This window comes from Streptomyces liliiviolaceus, assembly GCF_018070025.1.
GTDB classification, from domain to species: Bacteria; Actinomycetota; Actinomycetes; order Streptomycetales; family Streptomycetaceae; genus Streptomyces; species Streptomyces liliiviolaceus.
The window spans coordinates 266914-282703 of sequence record NZ_JAGPYQ010000001.1 but is presented as its reverse complement, the minus strand read 5'-3'; the positions used below and the strand labels follow the sequence as shown (position 1 = coordinate 282703).

13 protein-coding genes are annotated in these 15790 nt (G+C 70.0%); 9 read left to right on the top strand and 4 right to left on the bottom strand.

Going from position 1 to position 15790, the window contains the following annotated elements; all coding sequences use genetic code 11:
• Positions 1-19: 19 nt before the first annotated feature.
• The gene (locus tag J8N05_RS01210; RefSeq protein ID WP_003969786.1) at positions 20-223 is read left to right on the top strand and encodes a cold-shock protein; all 204 of its coding nucleotides are present in this window, start codon (positions 20-22) and stop codon (positions 221-223) included.
• 140 nt (positions 224-363) lie between these two features.
• A complete protein-coding gene (locus J8N05_RS01205; protein ID WP_210880641.1) occupies positions 364-1983 on the top strand; it encodes a DEAD/DEAH box helicase in 1620 nt (539 codons plus the stop codon).
• 79 nt (positions 1984-2062) lie between these two features.
• Here the strand turns inward: J8N05_RS01205 and J8N05_RS01200 are convergent, their stop codons facing one another.
• The gene (locus J8N05_RS01200) at positions 2063-2404 is read right to left on the bottom strand and encodes an LAETG motif-containing sortase-dependent surface protein (RefSeq protein ID WP_247706099.1); all 342 of its coding nucleotides are present in this window, start codon (positions 2402-2404) and stop codon (positions 2063-2065) included.
• 110 nt (positions 2405-2514) lie between these two features.
• Between J8N05_RS01200 and J8N05_RS01195 the strand changes: the two genes are divergently transcribed.
• From J8N05_RS01195 to J8N05_RS01170, 6 genes are all read left to right on the top strand, one after another.
• Positions 2515-2856: a hypothetical protein gene (locus J8N05_RS01195; RefSeq protein WP_210880640.1), complete on the top strand. Its 342-nt coding sequence runs from the start codon at positions 2515-2517 to the stop codon at positions 2854-2856.
• Between the two features lie 211 nt (positions 2857-3067).
• On the top strand, positions 3068-4339 hold the full coding sequence (locus tag J8N05_RS01190) for a L,D-transpeptidase (protein WP_210880639.1): 1272 nt from the start codon (positions 3068-3070) through the stop codon (positions 4337-4339).
• A gap of 190 nt (positions 4340-4529) precedes the next feature.
• Positions 4530-6014: an ABC transporter permease gene (locus J8N05_RS01185; protein ID WP_210880638.1), complete on the top strand. Its 1485-nt coding sequence runs from the start codon at positions 4530-4532 to the stop codon at positions 6012-6014.
• Positions 6015-6121: 107 nt separating this feature from the next.
• Positions 6122-6805, top strand: coding sequence for an ABC transporter ATP-binding protein (locus J8N05_RS01180; protein WP_210880637.1), 684 nt, complete (start codon positions 6122-6124; stop codon positions 6803-6805).
• Positions 6806-7015: 210 nt separating this feature from the next.
• Positions 7016-10279, top strand: coding sequence for a S8 family serine peptidase (locus tag J8N05_RS01175; protein ID WP_407699960.1), 3264 nt, complete (start codon positions 7016-7018; stop codon positions 10277-10279).
• Between the two features lie 87 nt (positions 10280-10366).
• Positions 10367-11146, top strand: coding sequence for a globin domain-containing protein (locus J8N05_RS01170; RefSeq protein ID WP_210880635.1), 780 nt, complete (start codon positions 10367-10369; stop codon positions 11144-11146).
• 289 nt (positions 11147-11435) lie between these two features.
• Here the strand turns inward: J8N05_RS01170 and J8N05_RS01165 are convergent, their stop codons facing one another.
• Entirely contained in the window at positions 11436-12365 is a 930-nt protein-coding gene (locus J8N05_RS01165; RefSeq protein ID WP_210880634.1) for a helix-turn-helix transcriptional regulator, read from the bottom strand.
• 183 nt (positions 12366-12548) lie between these two features.
• On the opposite strand from J8N05_RS01165, the gene J8N05_RS01160 reads away from it, so the two are divergent.
• Positions 12549-13589 carry an NAD(P)-dependent alcohol dehydrogenase gene (locus J8N05_RS01160; RefSeq protein WP_210880633.1) on the top strand — a complete coding sequence of 347 codons (1041 nt, stop codon included), beginning with the start codon at positions 12549-12551 and terminating at the stop codon, positions 13587-13589.
• Between the two features lie 91 nt (positions 13590-13680).
• On the opposite strand, the gene J8N05_RS01155 is transcribed toward J8N05_RS01160, so the two are convergent.
• Complete coding sequence (locus tag J8N05_RS01155) at positions 13681-14778, bottom strand: FecCD family ABC transporter permease (RefSeq protein ID WP_210880632.1); 1098 nt, start codon at positions 14776-14778, stop codon at positions 13681-13683.
• The gene (locus J8N05_RS01150) at positions 14775-15776 is read right to left on the bottom strand and encodes a FecCD family ABC transporter permease (RefSeq protein ID WP_210880631.1); all 1002 of its coding nucleotides are present in this window, start codon (positions 15774-15776) and stop codon (positions 14775-14777) included. Before J8N05_RS01150 ends, J8N05_RS01155 begins: the two co-directional genes overlap by 4 nt.
• Between the last annotated feature and the right edge of the window lie 14 nt (positions 15777-15790).

Below are 15790 nucleotides of genomic sequence, written 5' to 3'. Positions count from 1 at the left end.
CTATCCAAGGAGAAATGACATGGCTACTGGCACCGTGAAGTGGTTCAACAGCGAAAAGGGCTTCGGCTTCATCGAGCAGGACGGCGGCGGCGCCGACGTCTTCGCCCACTACTCCAACATCGCCACCTCTGGCTTCCGTGAGCTGCAGGAGGGCCAGAAGGTCTCCTTCGACGTCACGCAGGGCCAGAAGGGCCCGCAGGCGGAGAACATCGTTCCCGCCTAATTCCGGGACGCGCATCACGCGAGCCGGGGCCCGCACCTTCGGGTGCGGGCCCCGGCTTGTGCTGTCCGTGTGTCCTTGAGCACGGGAAACCGTGAATGCACGGGAATCCGTGCGGCCCAGGAAGGAATTCCCGATCCAGCATGACTCGATCCGAACGTCCTGAACGACCCGCCGGCCAACGCCCGGCGAATTCCCGGGGTTCCCGCGGCTCTCGTGGCACACGCGGCGGAGGCCAGGCGGCCCCCGCCAACGGCGGCGGCAGAAACGCACGCAAGAAGCCGATCGCGCCGGCCGCCCCGCCGCGCGAGTTCACCCTGCCGCAGACGCTCACGCCCGCGCTGCCCTCCGTCGAGTCCTTCGACGCGCTGGACATGCCGGCCGCGCTCGGCAAGACCCTCAGCGCCCAGGGTGTCACCGACCCCTTCCCGATCCAGGGCGCCACGCTGCCCAACTCCCTCGCGGGACGGGACATCCTCGGCCGGGGCCGCACCGGCTCGGGCAAGACCCTCGCCTTCGGTCTCGCGCTGCTCGCCCGCACCGCCGGCCGCCGCGCCGAGCCCAAGGCGCCGCTCGCGCTCGTCCTGGTGCCCACACGCGAACTCGCGCAGCAGGTCACCGACGCGCTCACGCCCTACGCCACGGCCGTGAACCTGCGCCTCGCGACCGTCGTCGGCGGCCTCTCCATCGGCAAGCAGTCCGCCCTGCTGCGGCGCGGTGCCGAGGTGCTCGTCGCCACGCCGGGGCGCCTCAAGGACCTGATAGACCGGGGCGACTGCACCCTCGCGCAGGTGTCGATCACCGTCCTCGACGAGGCCGACCAGATGGCCGACATGGGCTTCATGCCGCAGGTCATCGGTCTGCTGAACCAGGTCGAGCCGGACGGCCAGCGCATGCTGTTCTCGGCGACCCTGGACAAGAACATCGACCGGCTCGTGCGGATGTACCTCACGGACCCCGTCGTGCACTCCGTCGACCCCTCCGCCGGAGCGGTGACGACGATGGAGCACCACGTGCTGCACGTCGCCGACGAGACGGACAAGAAGGCCGTCGCGATGCGGATCGCCGCCCGCGACGGGCGCGTGATCCTCTTCGTCGACACCAAGCGCTCGGCCGACCGCTTCACCAAGCGGCTGCTCGCGAGCGGCGTACGCGCCTCCGCCCTGCACGGCGGACGCTCGCAGCCGCAGCGCACCCGCACGCTCGACCAGTTCAAGAACGGTCTGGTGACGGCCCTCGTCGCGACCAACGTGGCGGCGCGCGGCATCCACGTCGACGACCTCGACCTCGTCGTGAACGTCGACCCGCCGACCGACCACAAGGACTACCTGCACCGCGGCGGCCGTACCGCCCGCGCGGGGGAGTCCGGCAGCGTCGTCACGCTGGTCCTGCCCGAGCAGAAGCGGGACATGACCCAGCTGATGACCAACGCGGGCATCAGCCCGCACACGGCCCGCGTCAGGTCCGGCGACGAGGAGCTCGTACGGATCACCGGGGCGCGGGAGCCTTCCGGGGTGCCCGTCGTCATCCCCGTACCGGAGCCTGCGGTCGCCCAGCCGTCGCAGGGGAAGTCGCGGGCGCGGCGGGGTGGTGGCGGGGGTGGCCGCGGGGCGGCTGCCGCCGGCGCCCGGTCCGCCGGTACGCGAGCCGGTGGCGGCGGTGCTCGTACCGGGTCCGGTGCCGGAGGTGCGGCCCGGGGGCGCGGTGGCGCTGCGGCGTCGCGTTCGCGCGGTGGGCAGCAGGGTGGGCGTCGGTCCGCCTGACGGGGCGGGGGGACTTGTCGAGCGGCGGCTGCGGGTTCGTCGTGGCCGGTCGCGCAGTTCCCCGCGCCCCTGACGGGGCTCAGAACTCCGTCATGCGCTCCCTGCGGACCGAGTAGACGACGAACCCCGCCCCCAGGGCCAGGAACAGCGTGCCGCCCGCCACGTACGGGGTCGTGTCGAAGCTTCCCGTGTCGGCCAGGCGGGTCTGGGTCGTGTCTGTCGTCTCAGTCGTGTCTGTGGCGGTCTCCTCCGTCGTGTTCGTGGAGGTGTGTGCCGCTGTGCGGACCACCGTCGTGGTCGTCGTCTGTGTGGTGTGCTCCGCCGGCTTGTCGTCCGTCGCGTTGGCGGACGGGACGAACCACAGGGCACCCAGGAGGGTCCCCGCAGCGGTGGCGGTCAGCAACGATCGACGTGCGGACACGGAATATCGATCCCCTTGTGACGCTGGCGAATTGGCCGTGTGGGGCGATGTTAGTGAAAGGTGCGGGTCACGGGAAAGTCACGGTGGCCAAGAGCCGTACGCTCCGAGGTATGAGCACACCTGAGACATCACGTTTTGTGCGGTTGCACGTCGAATTGGTCGTCGAGGTCGACGACGAGAACGCGCTGACCAAGGCGGCGCTGACCCGCATGGCCGAGGATTCCGAGATCCCGGCCGACGAACGGGCCCACGCCGAGAGCACCGTGACGCACAACACGGCCGAGGCCCTCGCGTACCTCGTCGACCCGTTCGACCTGGTCGCGGACCTGCCCGGGGTCGAACTCGCCCAGGCCTCGTGGAGCAGCGAGCACATCGACTACGACCCCGATTCGCCGGATTGGGACCTGGACGAGGATGATGACGCCTCGGACGAGAAAGAAGCGACCGGCTGACACCGCTCGGGAGAATTCATGACCCCGGGCGGCAACCGCCACCCGGGGTTCTGTCGTCTCAGGGGACGCAGTGACCGACACCCGCACCAGGCGTATCCCTGAGGATCGACGTGGCATGCCCCACACCCGTGATGGATGTGGAACGGGACGAACCGGTCGTAGCGTTAATTGGTGTTACGGGGACTCTCGTGGTTCAGGGGATTCGGCAACGATGGAGAAGCGTGTGATGACGGACAGTAAGCGGCGCAAGGGCCTGACGGTCGCGTCCGCACTGCTCGGCGGGGTGCTGATGCTCTCTGCGTGCAGCGGAGGGGGCGGCGACAACCCCAAGGGCGACGACGAAGGGGACGGCTCCTCGCAGTCGAAGGTCGACGAGGCCGCGGCGAAGAAGACGTCCGAGGCCCAGATCAAGATCACGCCCAAGGACGGCTCCGACAACGCCTCCATCAACAACGCCGCCGCGGTCACTGTGACCAAGGGCACACTGAGCGACGTGACCATGAAGACGGCGGCCGGTGCCGCCGTCGAGGGCGAGATATCCGCCGACAAGAAGAGCTGGAAGCCCAGCGGTCAGCTGGAGCGCGCCACCGCCTACAAGATCGCCGCGACGGCCAAGGACTCGGACGGCCGCGCCGCCCACGAGAACGCGTCGTTCACGACGGTCTCCCCGGCCAACAGCTTCATCGGCAACTTCACGCCCGAGGACGGTTCCACCGTCGGCGTCGGTATGCCGGTCTCGATCAACTTCGACAAGGCGATCACGAACAAGGCGGACGTCCAGAAGGGCATCACCGTCTCGTCGACCAGCGGCCAGGAGGTCGTCGGGCACTGGTTCAACGCCAACCGCCTGGACTTCCGCCCCGAGGAGTACTGGAAGGGCAACTCCACCGTCACCCTGAAGCTGAACCTCGACGGTGTCGAGGGCGCGGACGGCGTGTTCGGTGTGCAGCAGAAGACGGTCACCTTCAAGATCGGCCGCAACCAGGTCTCGATCGTCGACGCCAAGACGAAGACGATGAAGGTCACGCAGGACGGCAAGACGATCCGGACCATCCCGATCTCGGCCGGCTCGCCCGAGAACAAGACGTACCAGGGCCAGATGGTGATCTCCGAGAAGTTCAAGGAGACCCGGATGAACGGCGCGACCGTGGGCTTCACGGACGACGACGGCAAGGGCGAGTACGACATCAAGGACGTCCCGCACGCGATGCGTCTGTCGAACTCCGGCACGTTCATCCACGGCAACTACTGGGGCGCCAAGTCCATCTTCGGCAGCGTCAACACCAGCCACGGCTGTGTGGGCCTGTCGGACACCAAGGGTGCCAACGACACGAACTCACCCGGTGGTTGGTTCTACAGCCACTCGATCGTCGGTGACGTCGTGGACGTGCGGAACACCGGTGACAAGACCGTCGCCCCGGACAACGGCCTCAACGGCTGGAACCTGGACTGGGCGGCGTGGAAGGCCGGTTCGGCCGCCTGATCCTCCGGCCCGAACACTCCTCGTCCCGAGGGCGGTTGCTCATCACGAGCAGCCGCCCTCGGCGTTTTCACAGCCTTCCCGGTGCCCGCACAGCCCGCTGGCGGGCCTTTCCGGGGTTCTGCACAGCCTTCTCATCCTTCTCTTATGCGGGGCTTATCCCTCCATCACACGCCGTCCCTAGCTTGCGGCCATGTTCTTCACCTATCTGAGGCGCGAACTGCGCCGCCGCAGAAAGGCGGCGCTCGTCGTCGCCTCCGGACTCGCCCTGGGCATCGCCCTGGTCATCGTGGTCAGTTCCGTGTCGTCCGGCATGGAGAAGGCGCAGGGCAAGGTCCTCCAGTCGCTGTACGGGCTGGGCACGGACATGACGGTCACCAAGGCGGCCCAGGCCCAGTCGAACACGGGCGAGCGCCCGCGCTTCCAGTTCGACGCCCGGGACGGTGACTCCGACGAGGAGCAGAGCAGCGACCGCGTCATGGTGCAGGGCTTCCAGACCCTGGCGGCCGACACGGTCTCCAAGGTCGATACGCAGAAGGGCGTCTCGGACGCCGTCGGCGGGCTCAGCCTCCAGGTCATCAAGGTCAGCGGACAGTTCCAGCGGGGCGAGTTCCGGCAGGACCAGCAGCAGGGCGGCGGCGGTGGCAACGGGCAGGGCGGCGGCCCCGGTGCCCAGCAGTCCCCGCAGGGCCGCGTCGAGGGCGGCGGCGCCGACTTCGACGTCAACAACTACTCGGTGTACGGCACGGACGTCACCAAGCCGGACCTCGGCCCGCTGACCTCCTCGAAGATCACCAGCGGCCGTACGTTCAAGACCTCGGAGACCGACGCGAAGGTCGTCGTCGCCGACAAGTCCTACGCCAAGGAGAAGAAGCTCGCCCTCGGTGACACCGTCACCGTCAAGAGCGTCAAGTACAAGGTCATCGGCATCGCGACCCCCGACAGCGGCGACGCGGCGGCCAACCTGTACATCCCGCTCAAGCAGGCGCAGACGATCAGCGACTCCAAGAACAAGGTCACCACGATCTACGTCAAGGCGTCCGACTCGCAGCAGATCGACAGCGTCAAGTCGACCATCCAGAAGAACATCGACGGTACGACGGTGACGACCTCCGCCGACCTCGCGGACACGGTGTCCGGGTCCCTGTCCACCGCGTCCGACCTCGCCTCGAACGTGGGCAAGTGGCTGTCGATCGCGGTGCTCGTGGCCGCGTTCCTGGTCGCGGGACTGCTCACCTCCTCGGCCGTGTCCCGTCGCGTACGGGAGTTCGGCACGCTGAAGGCGCTCGGCTGGAAGTCCGGCCGCGTCACCCGGCAGGTCGTCGGGGAGGCCGTCGTCAACGGACTGGTCGGCGGTGTCCTCGGGATCGCGCTCGGTCTCGGCGGCGCGTACGCCGTCACCGCGATCAGCCCGACGCTCCAGGCCGAACTCGCCTCCACGGGCGGGGGCATGGGCGGCCCCGGCGGCGGTGGGGGCCCCGGTGGCGGCGGCATGGGCGGCCCGGCCCGCCAGGCGGCCGCCAAGGCCCTCGACGTGACCCTCACGGCACCCGTCGCCCTCGACACGATCGCGATCGCGGTGGGCCTCGCCGTGGCGGGCGGCCTGATCGCCGGCGCGTTCGGCGGCTGGCGCGCCTCCCGCCTCCGCCCGGCGGACGCACTGCGCCGGGTCGAGTAGCCCGCGCCCCGTCAGGGGCGCGGGGAACTGCGCGACCAGCCCCGGACGGCCCGCACCTTTTCATACCGCGCCCCCTCCCGGCGGAGCGCCCGGCCCAGGAGCCACACGTGTACGAACTCAAAGGCATCACCAAGCAGTACAAGCGGGGCAAGGAGACCGTCCACGCCCTCGCCGGCGTCGACCTGACCATCGCGGACGGCGACCGCCTGGTCATCCAGGGCCCCACCGGCGGCGGAAAATCCACCCTCCTCCAGATGCTCGGCGGCCTCGACCGCCCCACCGGCGGAAGCATCGAGCTGGACGGAACAGATCTCGCCAGATTGTCCGAGACCAAACTGACCAAAGTGCGCAGCGAGAACATCGGATTCGTATTCCAGAGCTTCAATCTCATTCCCACGCTCACCGCCCAGGAGAACGTGGAGACCGCCCTCGTACCGCTGAAGGTGAAGGTGCGGGAACGGCGGGAAAGGGCGGCCGCCGCACTGGAGTCCGTCGGGCTCGCCGAGCGGGCCGGACATCTGCCCGCCGAACTCTCCGGCGGTCAGCAGCAGCGCGTCGCCATCGCCCGTGCCCTGGTCAAGCAGCCGAAGGTGCTGCTCGCCGACGAACCGACCGGCAACCTCGACGAGTCGATGCGCGACGAGATCATGGACGTACTCGACACCATGTGGAAGGAGCACGGGCTCACTTTCATCATGGTCACGCACGATTCCGCGCTCGCGAAAAAGGCCCCCAGGGTCGCCACGATCCGGAAGGGGAAGATCACCGTCAAGGAAAACGCGAACTCCTGACGGTCGTCTCGCTATTGAGCACCCGTTCACCCCCCGGCATACTGAGTATTCCGGGGGGTTACGCGCGAGCATGCGTACGGAATGCCCCCCGGCCGGGTGAACGGGGGTTCATCCCGGACCTGATCTCCAGGGGGAGACTTGCGCAGACAAGTGAAAAGAGCGTGCGTGGCCACGATCGCCGCGGCGTCAGCCGTGGCCCTGGCGGCGGGCATGACCAGCCCGGCGTCGGCACAGCCCGAGCGTACGGCCGCCGACCAGGCCGTACGGGCCACGCCCAAGCACCGCGTCACCCTGATCACCGGCGACCGTGTCGTCGTCGACGCCAAGGGCCGTGTCCTCGGCCTGGAGCGGGCCAAGGGCCGCGAGGGGATACCCGTCCAGATACGCAAGGCCGACGGGCACACCCTCGTCGTGCCGGCCGACGCGGCACGGCTGATAGCCGACGGCAAGCTCGACCGGCGGCTCTTCGACGTCACCGAGCTGAGCACCGCGGCCGGCCGCAAGGCGCAGAAGCAGGGCCTCAAGCTGATCGTCGGCTACCGCGGCACCGCCGCGGCGGCCAAGGCGGACGTCCGTGACGCCGGTGACACCAAGGTCCGCAGGACCCTCACGTCGCTGAACGCGGACGCGGTGCTGACGCCCAAGGGCGACGCGCCCGACCTGTGGGCCGCGGTCACCGACACCCGGTTCGGCGGCGCGAGCACCGCCTCCGGCATCGCCCACGTATGGCTCGACGGGGTCCGCAAGGCCAGCCTAGACAAGTCCGTTCCGCAGATCGGCGCCGACAAGGCGTGGGCCGCTGGCTTCGACGGCAAGGGCATCAAGGTCGCCGTCCTCGACACCGGTGTCGACGCGACCCACGACGACCTCAAGAACCAGGTCGTCGCCGAGAAGAACTTCTCCGCCGCCCCCGACGCGACCGACAAGTACGGCCACGGCACGCACGTCGCGTCCATCGTGGCCGGTACGGGCGCCAAGTCGGCCGGGAAGTACAAGGGCGTCGCGCCCGGTGCTCGGCTGCTCAACGGCAAGGTGCTCGACGACACCGGCTACGGCGACGACTCCGGCATCCTCGCCGGGATGGACTGGGCGGCCGAACAGGGCGCCGACGTCGTGAACCTCAGCCTCGGCGGCGGGGACACCCCCGACATCGACCCGCTCGAAGCGCAGGTCAACAAGTTGTCCAAGGAGAAGGGCATCCTCTTCGCCATCGCCGCGGGCAACGAGGGCGACTTCGGCGAGCAGACGATCGGCTCCCCGGGCAGCGCGGAGGCCGCGCTCACCGTGGGCGCCGTCGACGACAAGGACAAGCTGGCCTCGTTCTCCAGCCGGGGCCCCGGCCTCGACGGGCAGATCAAGCCCGACGTGACCGCGCCCGGCGTGGACATCACGGCCGCCTCCGCCCCGGGCAGCGTCATCGCCCAGGAGGTCGGCGAGAAGCCGGCCGGCTACGTGACCATCTCGGGTACGTCGATGGCCACCCCGCATGTCGCGGGCGCCGCGGCGATCCTCAAGCAGCAGCACCCCGACTGGACGTACGCCGAGCTCAAGGGCGCGCTGACGGGCTCCGCCAAGGGCGGCACGTACACGCCGTTCCAGCAGGGTTCGGGCCGCATCCAGGTCGACAAGGCCATCAAGCAGACCGTCGTCGCCGACCCCTCGTCGGTGAGTTTCGGCGTCCAGCAGTGGCCGCACACCGACGACACCCCGGTCACCAAGAAGGTCACCTACCGCAACCTCGGCAAGACCGACGTCACGCTGAACCTCGCGGTGGCGGCCACCGACCCGAAGGGGCAGGCCGCTCCGGCCGGTTTCTTCACGCTCGGCGCCAAGACGCTGACCGTCCCGGCGGGCGGCACGGCCTCCGCCGACCTCACGGCCAACAGCAAGCTGGGCGGCACGGTCGACGGCGCCTACTCCGCGTACGTGACGGCGACCGGCGGCGGCCAGAGCGTACGCACGGCGGCGGCGGTGCAACGCGAGGTGGAGTCGTACGACCTCACGCTCAAGTTCATCGACCGCGACGGCAACGCGGCCAAGTACTACAACGCCAACCTCTCCGGGGTCTCCGGGCTCTCCAAGGAGAAGTGGTACTCGCCCTACGACGCGTCCGGCACCGTCAAGGTCCGTGTCCCCAAGGGCGGTTACATCCTCGACTCGGCGTTCTTCGTCGACCCGGAGGACTTCGCCAAGGGCGCCGACTGGGTGGCCCAGCCGAAGCTGAGCGTCACCAAGAGCGCCACGATCACGGTGGACGCGCGGACCGCCAAGCCGGTCGACATCACCGTGCCCGACGCGGCGGCCACGTCGGAGTTCGCCTCCGCGGACTACACGCTGGACGTCGGCAACAGCAGCTACTCGTTCGGCTGGTGGCTGGACACGTACGCCAACTTCCGTTCCGCGCACGCCGGTCCGCAGATCACGGACGGCTCGCTGTACCAGCAGTGGGACGGCCACTGGACCAAGCCCGCCGAGGAGTACGACACCACCGCCGGCGCCAAGGTCAAGCAGGTCGCCACCGGTTACACCAAGCACTACAAGGCGAGCGAGCTGGCCACGGTGAAGACCGGCCTGGGCGCCTCGGCGAGCGGCAAGAAGGGCGCGCTCACCGCCTGGGGCTCGCTGCCCGGCAGCTCCGGCTCCTCCGCGATCAGCGTCCAGCAGACGCTGCCCGGCACGCGGACCGTGCACGTGTCCACCGCGGGCGGGGTCAGGTGGAACCTCGAATTCGAGCAGCACGGCGGAGTCGACGAATGGGGCTGGCCGATCGTCGAGGCCTTCTACACGCTCGGCACCCCGCAGACGTGGGCGGCCGGCAAGAGCTACGAGAAGACCTTCAACACGGCGGTCTTCGGCCCGCGCCTGAGCTCCACCTTCGGCCTGTACCGCGAGGGCAACGGCATCTACGGCTACCTGCCGCTGTTCGCCGACGGCAAGACCCACTCCGGTTCCTCGCTCTACTCGTCGGTCACCACGACCCTCTACCGCAACGGCGCCAAGGTCGGCTCGAACAGCGACCCGCTGGTCGGGGACGGCACCTTCAAGGTCCCGGCCGGTGACGCCGCGTACAAGCTGACGACCTCGGTCAAGCGGACCGTCAAGGTCGCCGCGGCCTCCACCCGCGTCGACGCCAGCTGGACCTTCCGCTCCAAGAAGGCCGACCTGGCCAAGCTGCCCGCGTCCTCGATCCGCTTCGACGCGGCCGTCGGCCTGGACAGCAGGGCCCCGGCGGACAAGAAGGTCTCCGTCCCGGTGACCGTCCAGGGCTCGGCGGCGGGCTCGAACCTGAAGTCCCTGTCGGTGTACGTGTCGTACGACTACGGCCAGACCTGGAAGAAGGTCACGGTCAAGAACGGCAAGATCGCGATCACCAACCCGGCCAAGGGCAAGGGGATCTCGTTCCACGCCAAGATCGCCGACAAGAAGGGGAACAAGTCGACGATCTCGATCTACAACGCGTACTACGGGAAGTGACCGAAGGGTCGCCCACTGACCGCTGACGCGTAAGAACGGCCCGCCGGAAGCAGAGCTGCCGGCGGGCCGTCCGGGTATGCGGGGGGTATGACCGCGCACACCGTTGAATACATCCGCTACCTCATCCCCGAGGAGCAGTCGGCGCTGTTCCTCGCCGCGTACTCCCGGGCCGCCGCGCACCTCGCGGCCGCCCCGCAGTGCGTCGACTACGAGCTGGCCCGCTGCGAGGACGACTTCCAGCACTACGTGCTCCGGATCACCTGGACGTCCACCGAGGACCATGTCGAGGGGTTCCGCGAGTCCGAGCTGTTCACCGACTTCGTCGCCGAGATCGGCCCCTTCTCCCGGTTCGTGGAGGAGACCCGCCACTACAAGCCGACGACGGTACGGGGGACGGGGGCGGCCGTGCCCACGCTGTACGCCTGGGCCGGGGGCGCCGAGGCCTTCGGCCGCCTCACCGAGGTGTTCTACGACAAGGTCCTCAAGGACGACGTCCTGGCCCCCGTCTTCGAAGGGCTCGCCGCCGAGCACGCGGCGCATGTGGCGTCCTGGTTCGGGGAGGTCTTCGGGGGGCCGCCGGTCTACTCCGAGACGCAAGGAGGGCACGGGCACATGGTCGCCAAGCACCTGGGGAAGGGCATCACCGAGGTGCAGCGGCGGCGGTGGGTGAACCTGTTGCAGGACGCGGCGGACGACGCGGGGCTGCCTTCCGACGCGGAGTTCCGGTCCGCGTTTCTCGCTTACGCGGAGTGGGGGACGCGGTTGGCCGTGTACTTCTCGGGCCCGGACGCGACGCCGCCGGCCGAGCAGCCGGTTCCGCAATGGTCGTGGGGTTCGGCTCCGCCGTACCGGGAGGGCGGGGCCTGAGACGATTCCGGCGGCGGGTCCGGTGGGGGCTGGTCGCGCAGTTCCCCGCGCCCCTGAAAGGCGGGGCTGCGCCCCGGCCCCGGGCTGTGTTCGTCTGCGGGCCGGTGGGGGCTGGTCGCGCAGTTCCCCGCGCCCCTTGAGACGGGGCTGCGCCCCTGTCTTTCGGCTTGCAGCCCCGCCGGGGATTTCATTTCAGCCCCTCCGGCGTTTGAGGAGCGGGGGTTCGGGGGCGGAGCCCCTGAGGTGGTTACGGGAATGGGTAGGGGCGGCGGGGGCGAGGGAAAAAAAGCTATTGCCTCGGCGCCGACGTGCCCGCCTGGACCGCGTCCGTGCCCCAGCTGGCCAGCAGACGGAGCGCCTCGGCAGAGGCGGACCCCGGCTCCGGGTGATACGTCACCATCGACAACTCCTCGTCGTCGACGAGCTTGAACGTCTCGAAGGAAAGCGTCAGCTCACCCACCAGAGGATGATGCAGCCGCTTCACCCCATGACTCTTCTCCTTGACGTCATGCGTCGCCCACAACCGCCGGAACTCCTCGCTCTTCACCGACAGCTCCCCGACGAGCGCCGACAACCGCGGATCGTCCGGATGACAGCCCGCGTCCATCCGCAGAAAACTCACCATGTCGGACGCCTTCTGCTCCCACTCCACGAACAGCTCGCGGTACTCGGGCCGCAGAAACACCATCCGCGCCCAGTTCCGCTCCTGCGCCGGTGTCTGGGACCAGTCCCCGAAGACGGCCGCCGCCATCCGGTTCCACACGAGGATGTCCGAGCGCCGCCCCACGACGTACGCGGGCACACTGTCGAAGGAGTCGATCAGCTGCCGCATGGCGACCCGCACCTGCTGCGGCCGGGCCGACACCTTCTTCTTGTGCTGCTTGGGCTTCGCGAGATGCGTCAGATGCGCGTGCTCCGCGCCGGTCAGCCGCAGGGCGCGGGCGATCGCGTCGAGCACCTCCGCCGACACGTTCCGTCCGTTGCCCTGCTCAAGGCGGGTGTAGTACGCCACGGACACCCCGGCCAGCTGCGCCAGCTCCTCGCGGCGCAGCCCCGGCACCCGGCGGTGCCGCCCGAAGTCCGGCAGCCCGACGTCCTCCGGCTTCAGCCGGGCCCGGCGGGTGCGCAGGAACTCGCTGAGCTCGGCGCGCCGGTCCAGCCGCCGTCCCGGTTCCTGGCCGGTCCCGCCGGTGGGCTCCTGAGAGGGCTGTTCGTCCATACGTCCAGTATTCACGCTGCTACACGGTCGTACGCCTGCGAGCCTGCCCCCGCCAGTAGTAGGACCAGTGGACGTACGAAACACCGTGGTCTGGGTGAAAACAGGCAGGCGGAGCAGGCTGGACGCCGTACCCGGCCGGAAGGCAGGCCGGGCGCAGATCCACTCCTTAGGAGAACCCTCCGCATGACCACTGTCGCCGCATACGCCGCCCCCGCCGCCAAGGCTCCGCTGGAGCGCACCACCATCGAGCGTCGCCCGGTCGGCGAGCAGGACGTCCTCATCGAGATCAAGTTCGCCGGTATCTGTCACTCCGACATCCACCAGGCCCGTGAAGGCTGGGGCGAGGCCATCTTCCCGATGGTCCCCGGCCACGAGATCGCCGGCATCGTCACCGAGGTCGGCTCCGGTGTCACCAAGTTCGCCGTCGGCGACCGCGTCGGCGTCGGCTGCATGGTCGACTCCTGCCGCGAGTGCGAGAACTGCAAGGCTGGCCTTGAGCAGTACTGCGTCGAGGGCAACACCGGCACGTACAACGCCGTCGACCGCAGCGGCGAGAACACCTACGGCGGCTACTCGACCCACATCGTGGTCGACGAGGCCTTCACCGTCGGTATCCCCGAGGGCCTGGCCCTCGACGAGGCCGCGCCGCTGCTGTGCGCCGGCATCACCACGTACTCCCCGCTCAAGCACTGGAACGCCGGGCCCGGCAAGAAGGTCGCGATCCTCGGCATGGGCGGCCTCGGGCACATGGGCGTCAAGATCGCGCACGCGCTCGGTGCGGAGGTGACCGTGCTCTCGCAGTCGCTCCGGAAGAAGGACGACGGGCTGAAGCTCGGCGCCGACCACTACTACGCGACCAGTGACCCCAAGACCTTCGAGGAACTGCGGGGGTCGTTCGACCTGATCCTCTCGACCGTTTCCGCTCCGCTGGACCTGGACAAGTTCCTGTCCCTGCTTCGGACCGATGGCGCGTTCGTGAACGTGGGGGCGCCCGAGGAGCCGGTGTCCCTGAACCTGTTCTCCGTGATCGGGGGGCGCAAGACCCTTGCCGGGTCGGGGATCGGGGGGATTCGCGAGACGCAGGAGATGTTGGACTTCTGTGCCGCGCACGGGTTCGGGGCGGAGATCGAGCTGATCAGTGCGAGTGAGATCAATGCTGCGTATGAGCGGGTGCTCGGCAGTGATGTGCGGTACCGGTTCGTGATCGACGCGGCCACGATTTAGCTCCGCTCGGGTGCGTTGTTCTCTGCGGGTCCGCTGTGGCTGGTCGCGCAGTTCCCCGCGCCTCTGAAGGGCGGGGCTGCGCCCCTGCCTTTCAACTCTTCGGAGCGGTCAGTAGCCAGAGCAGGTACGGGCCGCCCACCAGTGCTGTCAGTGCCCCCACCGGGATTTCCAGTGGGGGCATCAGCGTGCGGGCGGTCAGGTCCGCGGTTACCAGGATCAGCGCGCCTGTCAGGGCCGACGTCGTGAGGGGGAGCTGGGGCGAGCGGGTCAGGCGGCGGGAGAGCTGGGGGGCCGTGAGGGCGATGAAGCCGATCGGGCCCGCCGCCCCCGTGGCGGTCGCCGCGAGGATCACGCCCAGGACCGTCAGCGCGAGCTGCGTGCGGTGCACGCGGACGCCGAGCGCCGCGGCCGTGTCGGGGTCCAGGCCCAGCGGGCGCAGCGCCCGGCTCGCCCACACCAGCGCGGGCAGGGTCAGGAGCAGGACCCAGGTCAGGGGGACCGCCTGGTCCCAGCCGCGTCCGTTGAGGCTGCCGGTCAGCCACAGTTTGACCTGCTCGGCCGCCGCCAGTTCGCTCTCGGTGAGGTAGAGCTGGACGACCGCGGAAAGGGCCACGCCGATGCCCACCCCGGTCAGTACGAAACGGCTGGGCTGCATACCGTGCCGCCAGGCCAGCACGTACACGAGCGCGGCCGCCGCGAGACCGCCCGCGACGGAGACGGCCGGGAGCGCGCCCGGCGAGGCGACCGTACCGGTGGCCAGCGCCAGGACCGTCGCGGCCGCCGCCCCGTGCCCGACGCCGATGACGTCCGGGCTGGCCAGCGGGTTGCGCGTGACGGTCTGCACAAGGGCCCCGGACATGCCCAGCGCGGCACCCACCAGCGCCCCGAGCACGATCCGCGGTACTCGCAGCTCACCGACGACCAGGTCGTACGGGCCCGGGTGGCCGCGCAGGACCCGCCACACCTCGCCCGGTGGAACGTACGTCTGGCCGACGCAGGCCGCGAGCAGCATCACCCCCGCGAGGAGGACGACGAGCACGGCCACGACCGCTGCCGAGCGGCGGTGGAGGAGCAGGGAGAGGGAGCCTCGGCGGATCGCGACGAGGCCCGCCGAGTCGGGGTAGCGGGCGTGGTCGGGGTTGCGGGCCTGGTCGGGGTCGCGGGGGCGTTCCCGGGGTGCCGTCGTCATACCGCCACCGCTTTCCGGCGTACCAGGACCACCAGTACCGGCACCCCGACGAGTGCCGTCATCACGCCCGCCGGTACCTCCGCGGGGGCCCGTACGACCCGGCCCGCGACGTCCGCCGCGAGCAGCAGCGCCGCCCCGAGCAGGGCGGACAGAGGGAGTGCCCAGCGGTGGCCGCCCCCGACCAGCCGGCGGGCCAGGTGCGGGACGGCGAGGCCGATGAAGGCGATCGGGCCGGCGGCGGCCACCGCGGCCGCGGTCAGGACCGTCGCCCCGAGCGCCGCACCACCCCGTACGAGCTGGACCCTGTGGCCCAGGGCGCGGGCGGTGTCGTCGCCGAGCGCGAGGGCGTCCAGGCCGCGGGCGCAGACGAGCACCAGCAGCGTGCCCGCCGCGAGGAAGGGCAGCATCCTGCCGACCGTCCCCGCGTCGCGTCCGCTCAACGCGCCCACCTGCCAGAACCGGAACTGGTCGAGCGTCGCCGAACTCGACGTCAGGACCACGGTGGTGGCGCCGGCCACCATCGCGGACAGCGCGGTACCGGCGAGCGCGAGTTTCACCGGGGAGGCGCCGCCCCGGCCGCGTGAGGCCACCGCGTACACCAGGAACGCGGCCACCACGGCGCCCGTGAAGGCGTACCAGACGTAGCCGCCGAAGCCGTTCGCGAGGCCGCCCGCGATCGCGAACACCACCCCGGCCGCAGCCCCCTGGCTCAGCCCGAGGATCCCCGGGTCGGCCAGCGGGTTGCGGGTGACGGCCTGAAGTGCCGCCCCGGAGAGGCCGAGCGCGGCCCCGGCGGCGAGCCCGACCTCGGTACGGGGCAGCCGCAGCGACCGTACGACCAGCGCGTCCCGTGAGCCGCCGCCGTGCACCAGCGCGTCGAGCACGGCGGACAGCGGCACCTGGCGGGTGCCGACGGCGAGGCTCAGGGCGACCGTGGCGAGGGCGAGGAGGAGGGCGGTGGCCAGCCAGGCGACGCGTACGGTCGGACGGTCTCTCACGGGTGGTCTCTCGC

Coding starts and splice junctions, on each gene's coding strand:
- J8N05_RS01210 (WP_003969786.1), top strand. CDS start 20: ATGGCTACTGGCACCGTGAAGTGGTTCAACAGCGAAAAGGGCTTCGGC.
- J8N05_RS01205 (WP_210880641.1), top strand. CDS start 364: ATGACTCGATCCGAACGTCCTGAACGACCCGCCGGCCAACGCCCGGCG.
- J8N05_RS01195 (WP_210880640.1), top strand. CDS start 2,515: ATGAGCACACCTGAGACATCACGTTTTGTGCGGTTGCACGTCGAATTG.
- J8N05_RS01190 (WP_210880639.1), top strand. CDS start 3,068: ATGGAGAAGCGTGTGATGACGGACAGTAAGCGGCGCAAGGGCCTGACG.
- J8N05_RS01185 (WP_210880638.1), top strand. CDS start 4,530: ATGTTCTTCACCTATCTGAGGCGCGAACTGCGCCGCCGCAGAAAGGCG.
- J8N05_RS01175 (WP_407699960.1), top strand. CDS start 7,016: ATGACCAGCCCGGCGTCGGCACAGCCCGAGCGTACGGCCGCCGACCAG.
- J8N05_RS01170 (WP_210880635.1), top strand. CDS start 10,367: ATGACCGCGCACACCGTTGAATACATCCGCTACCTCATCCCCGAGGAG.
- J8N05_RS01165 (WP_210880634.1), bottom strand. CDS start 12,365: ATGGACGAACAGCCCTCTCAGGAGCCCACCGGCGGGACCGGCCAGGAA.
- J8N05_RS01160 (WP_210880633.1), top strand. CDS start 12,549: ATGACCACTGTCGCCGCATACGCCGCCCCCGCCGCCAAGGCTCCGCTG.
- J8N05_RS01155 (WP_210880632.1), bottom strand. CDS start 14,778: ATGACGACGGCACCCCGGGAACGCCCCCGCGACCCCGACCAGGCCCGC.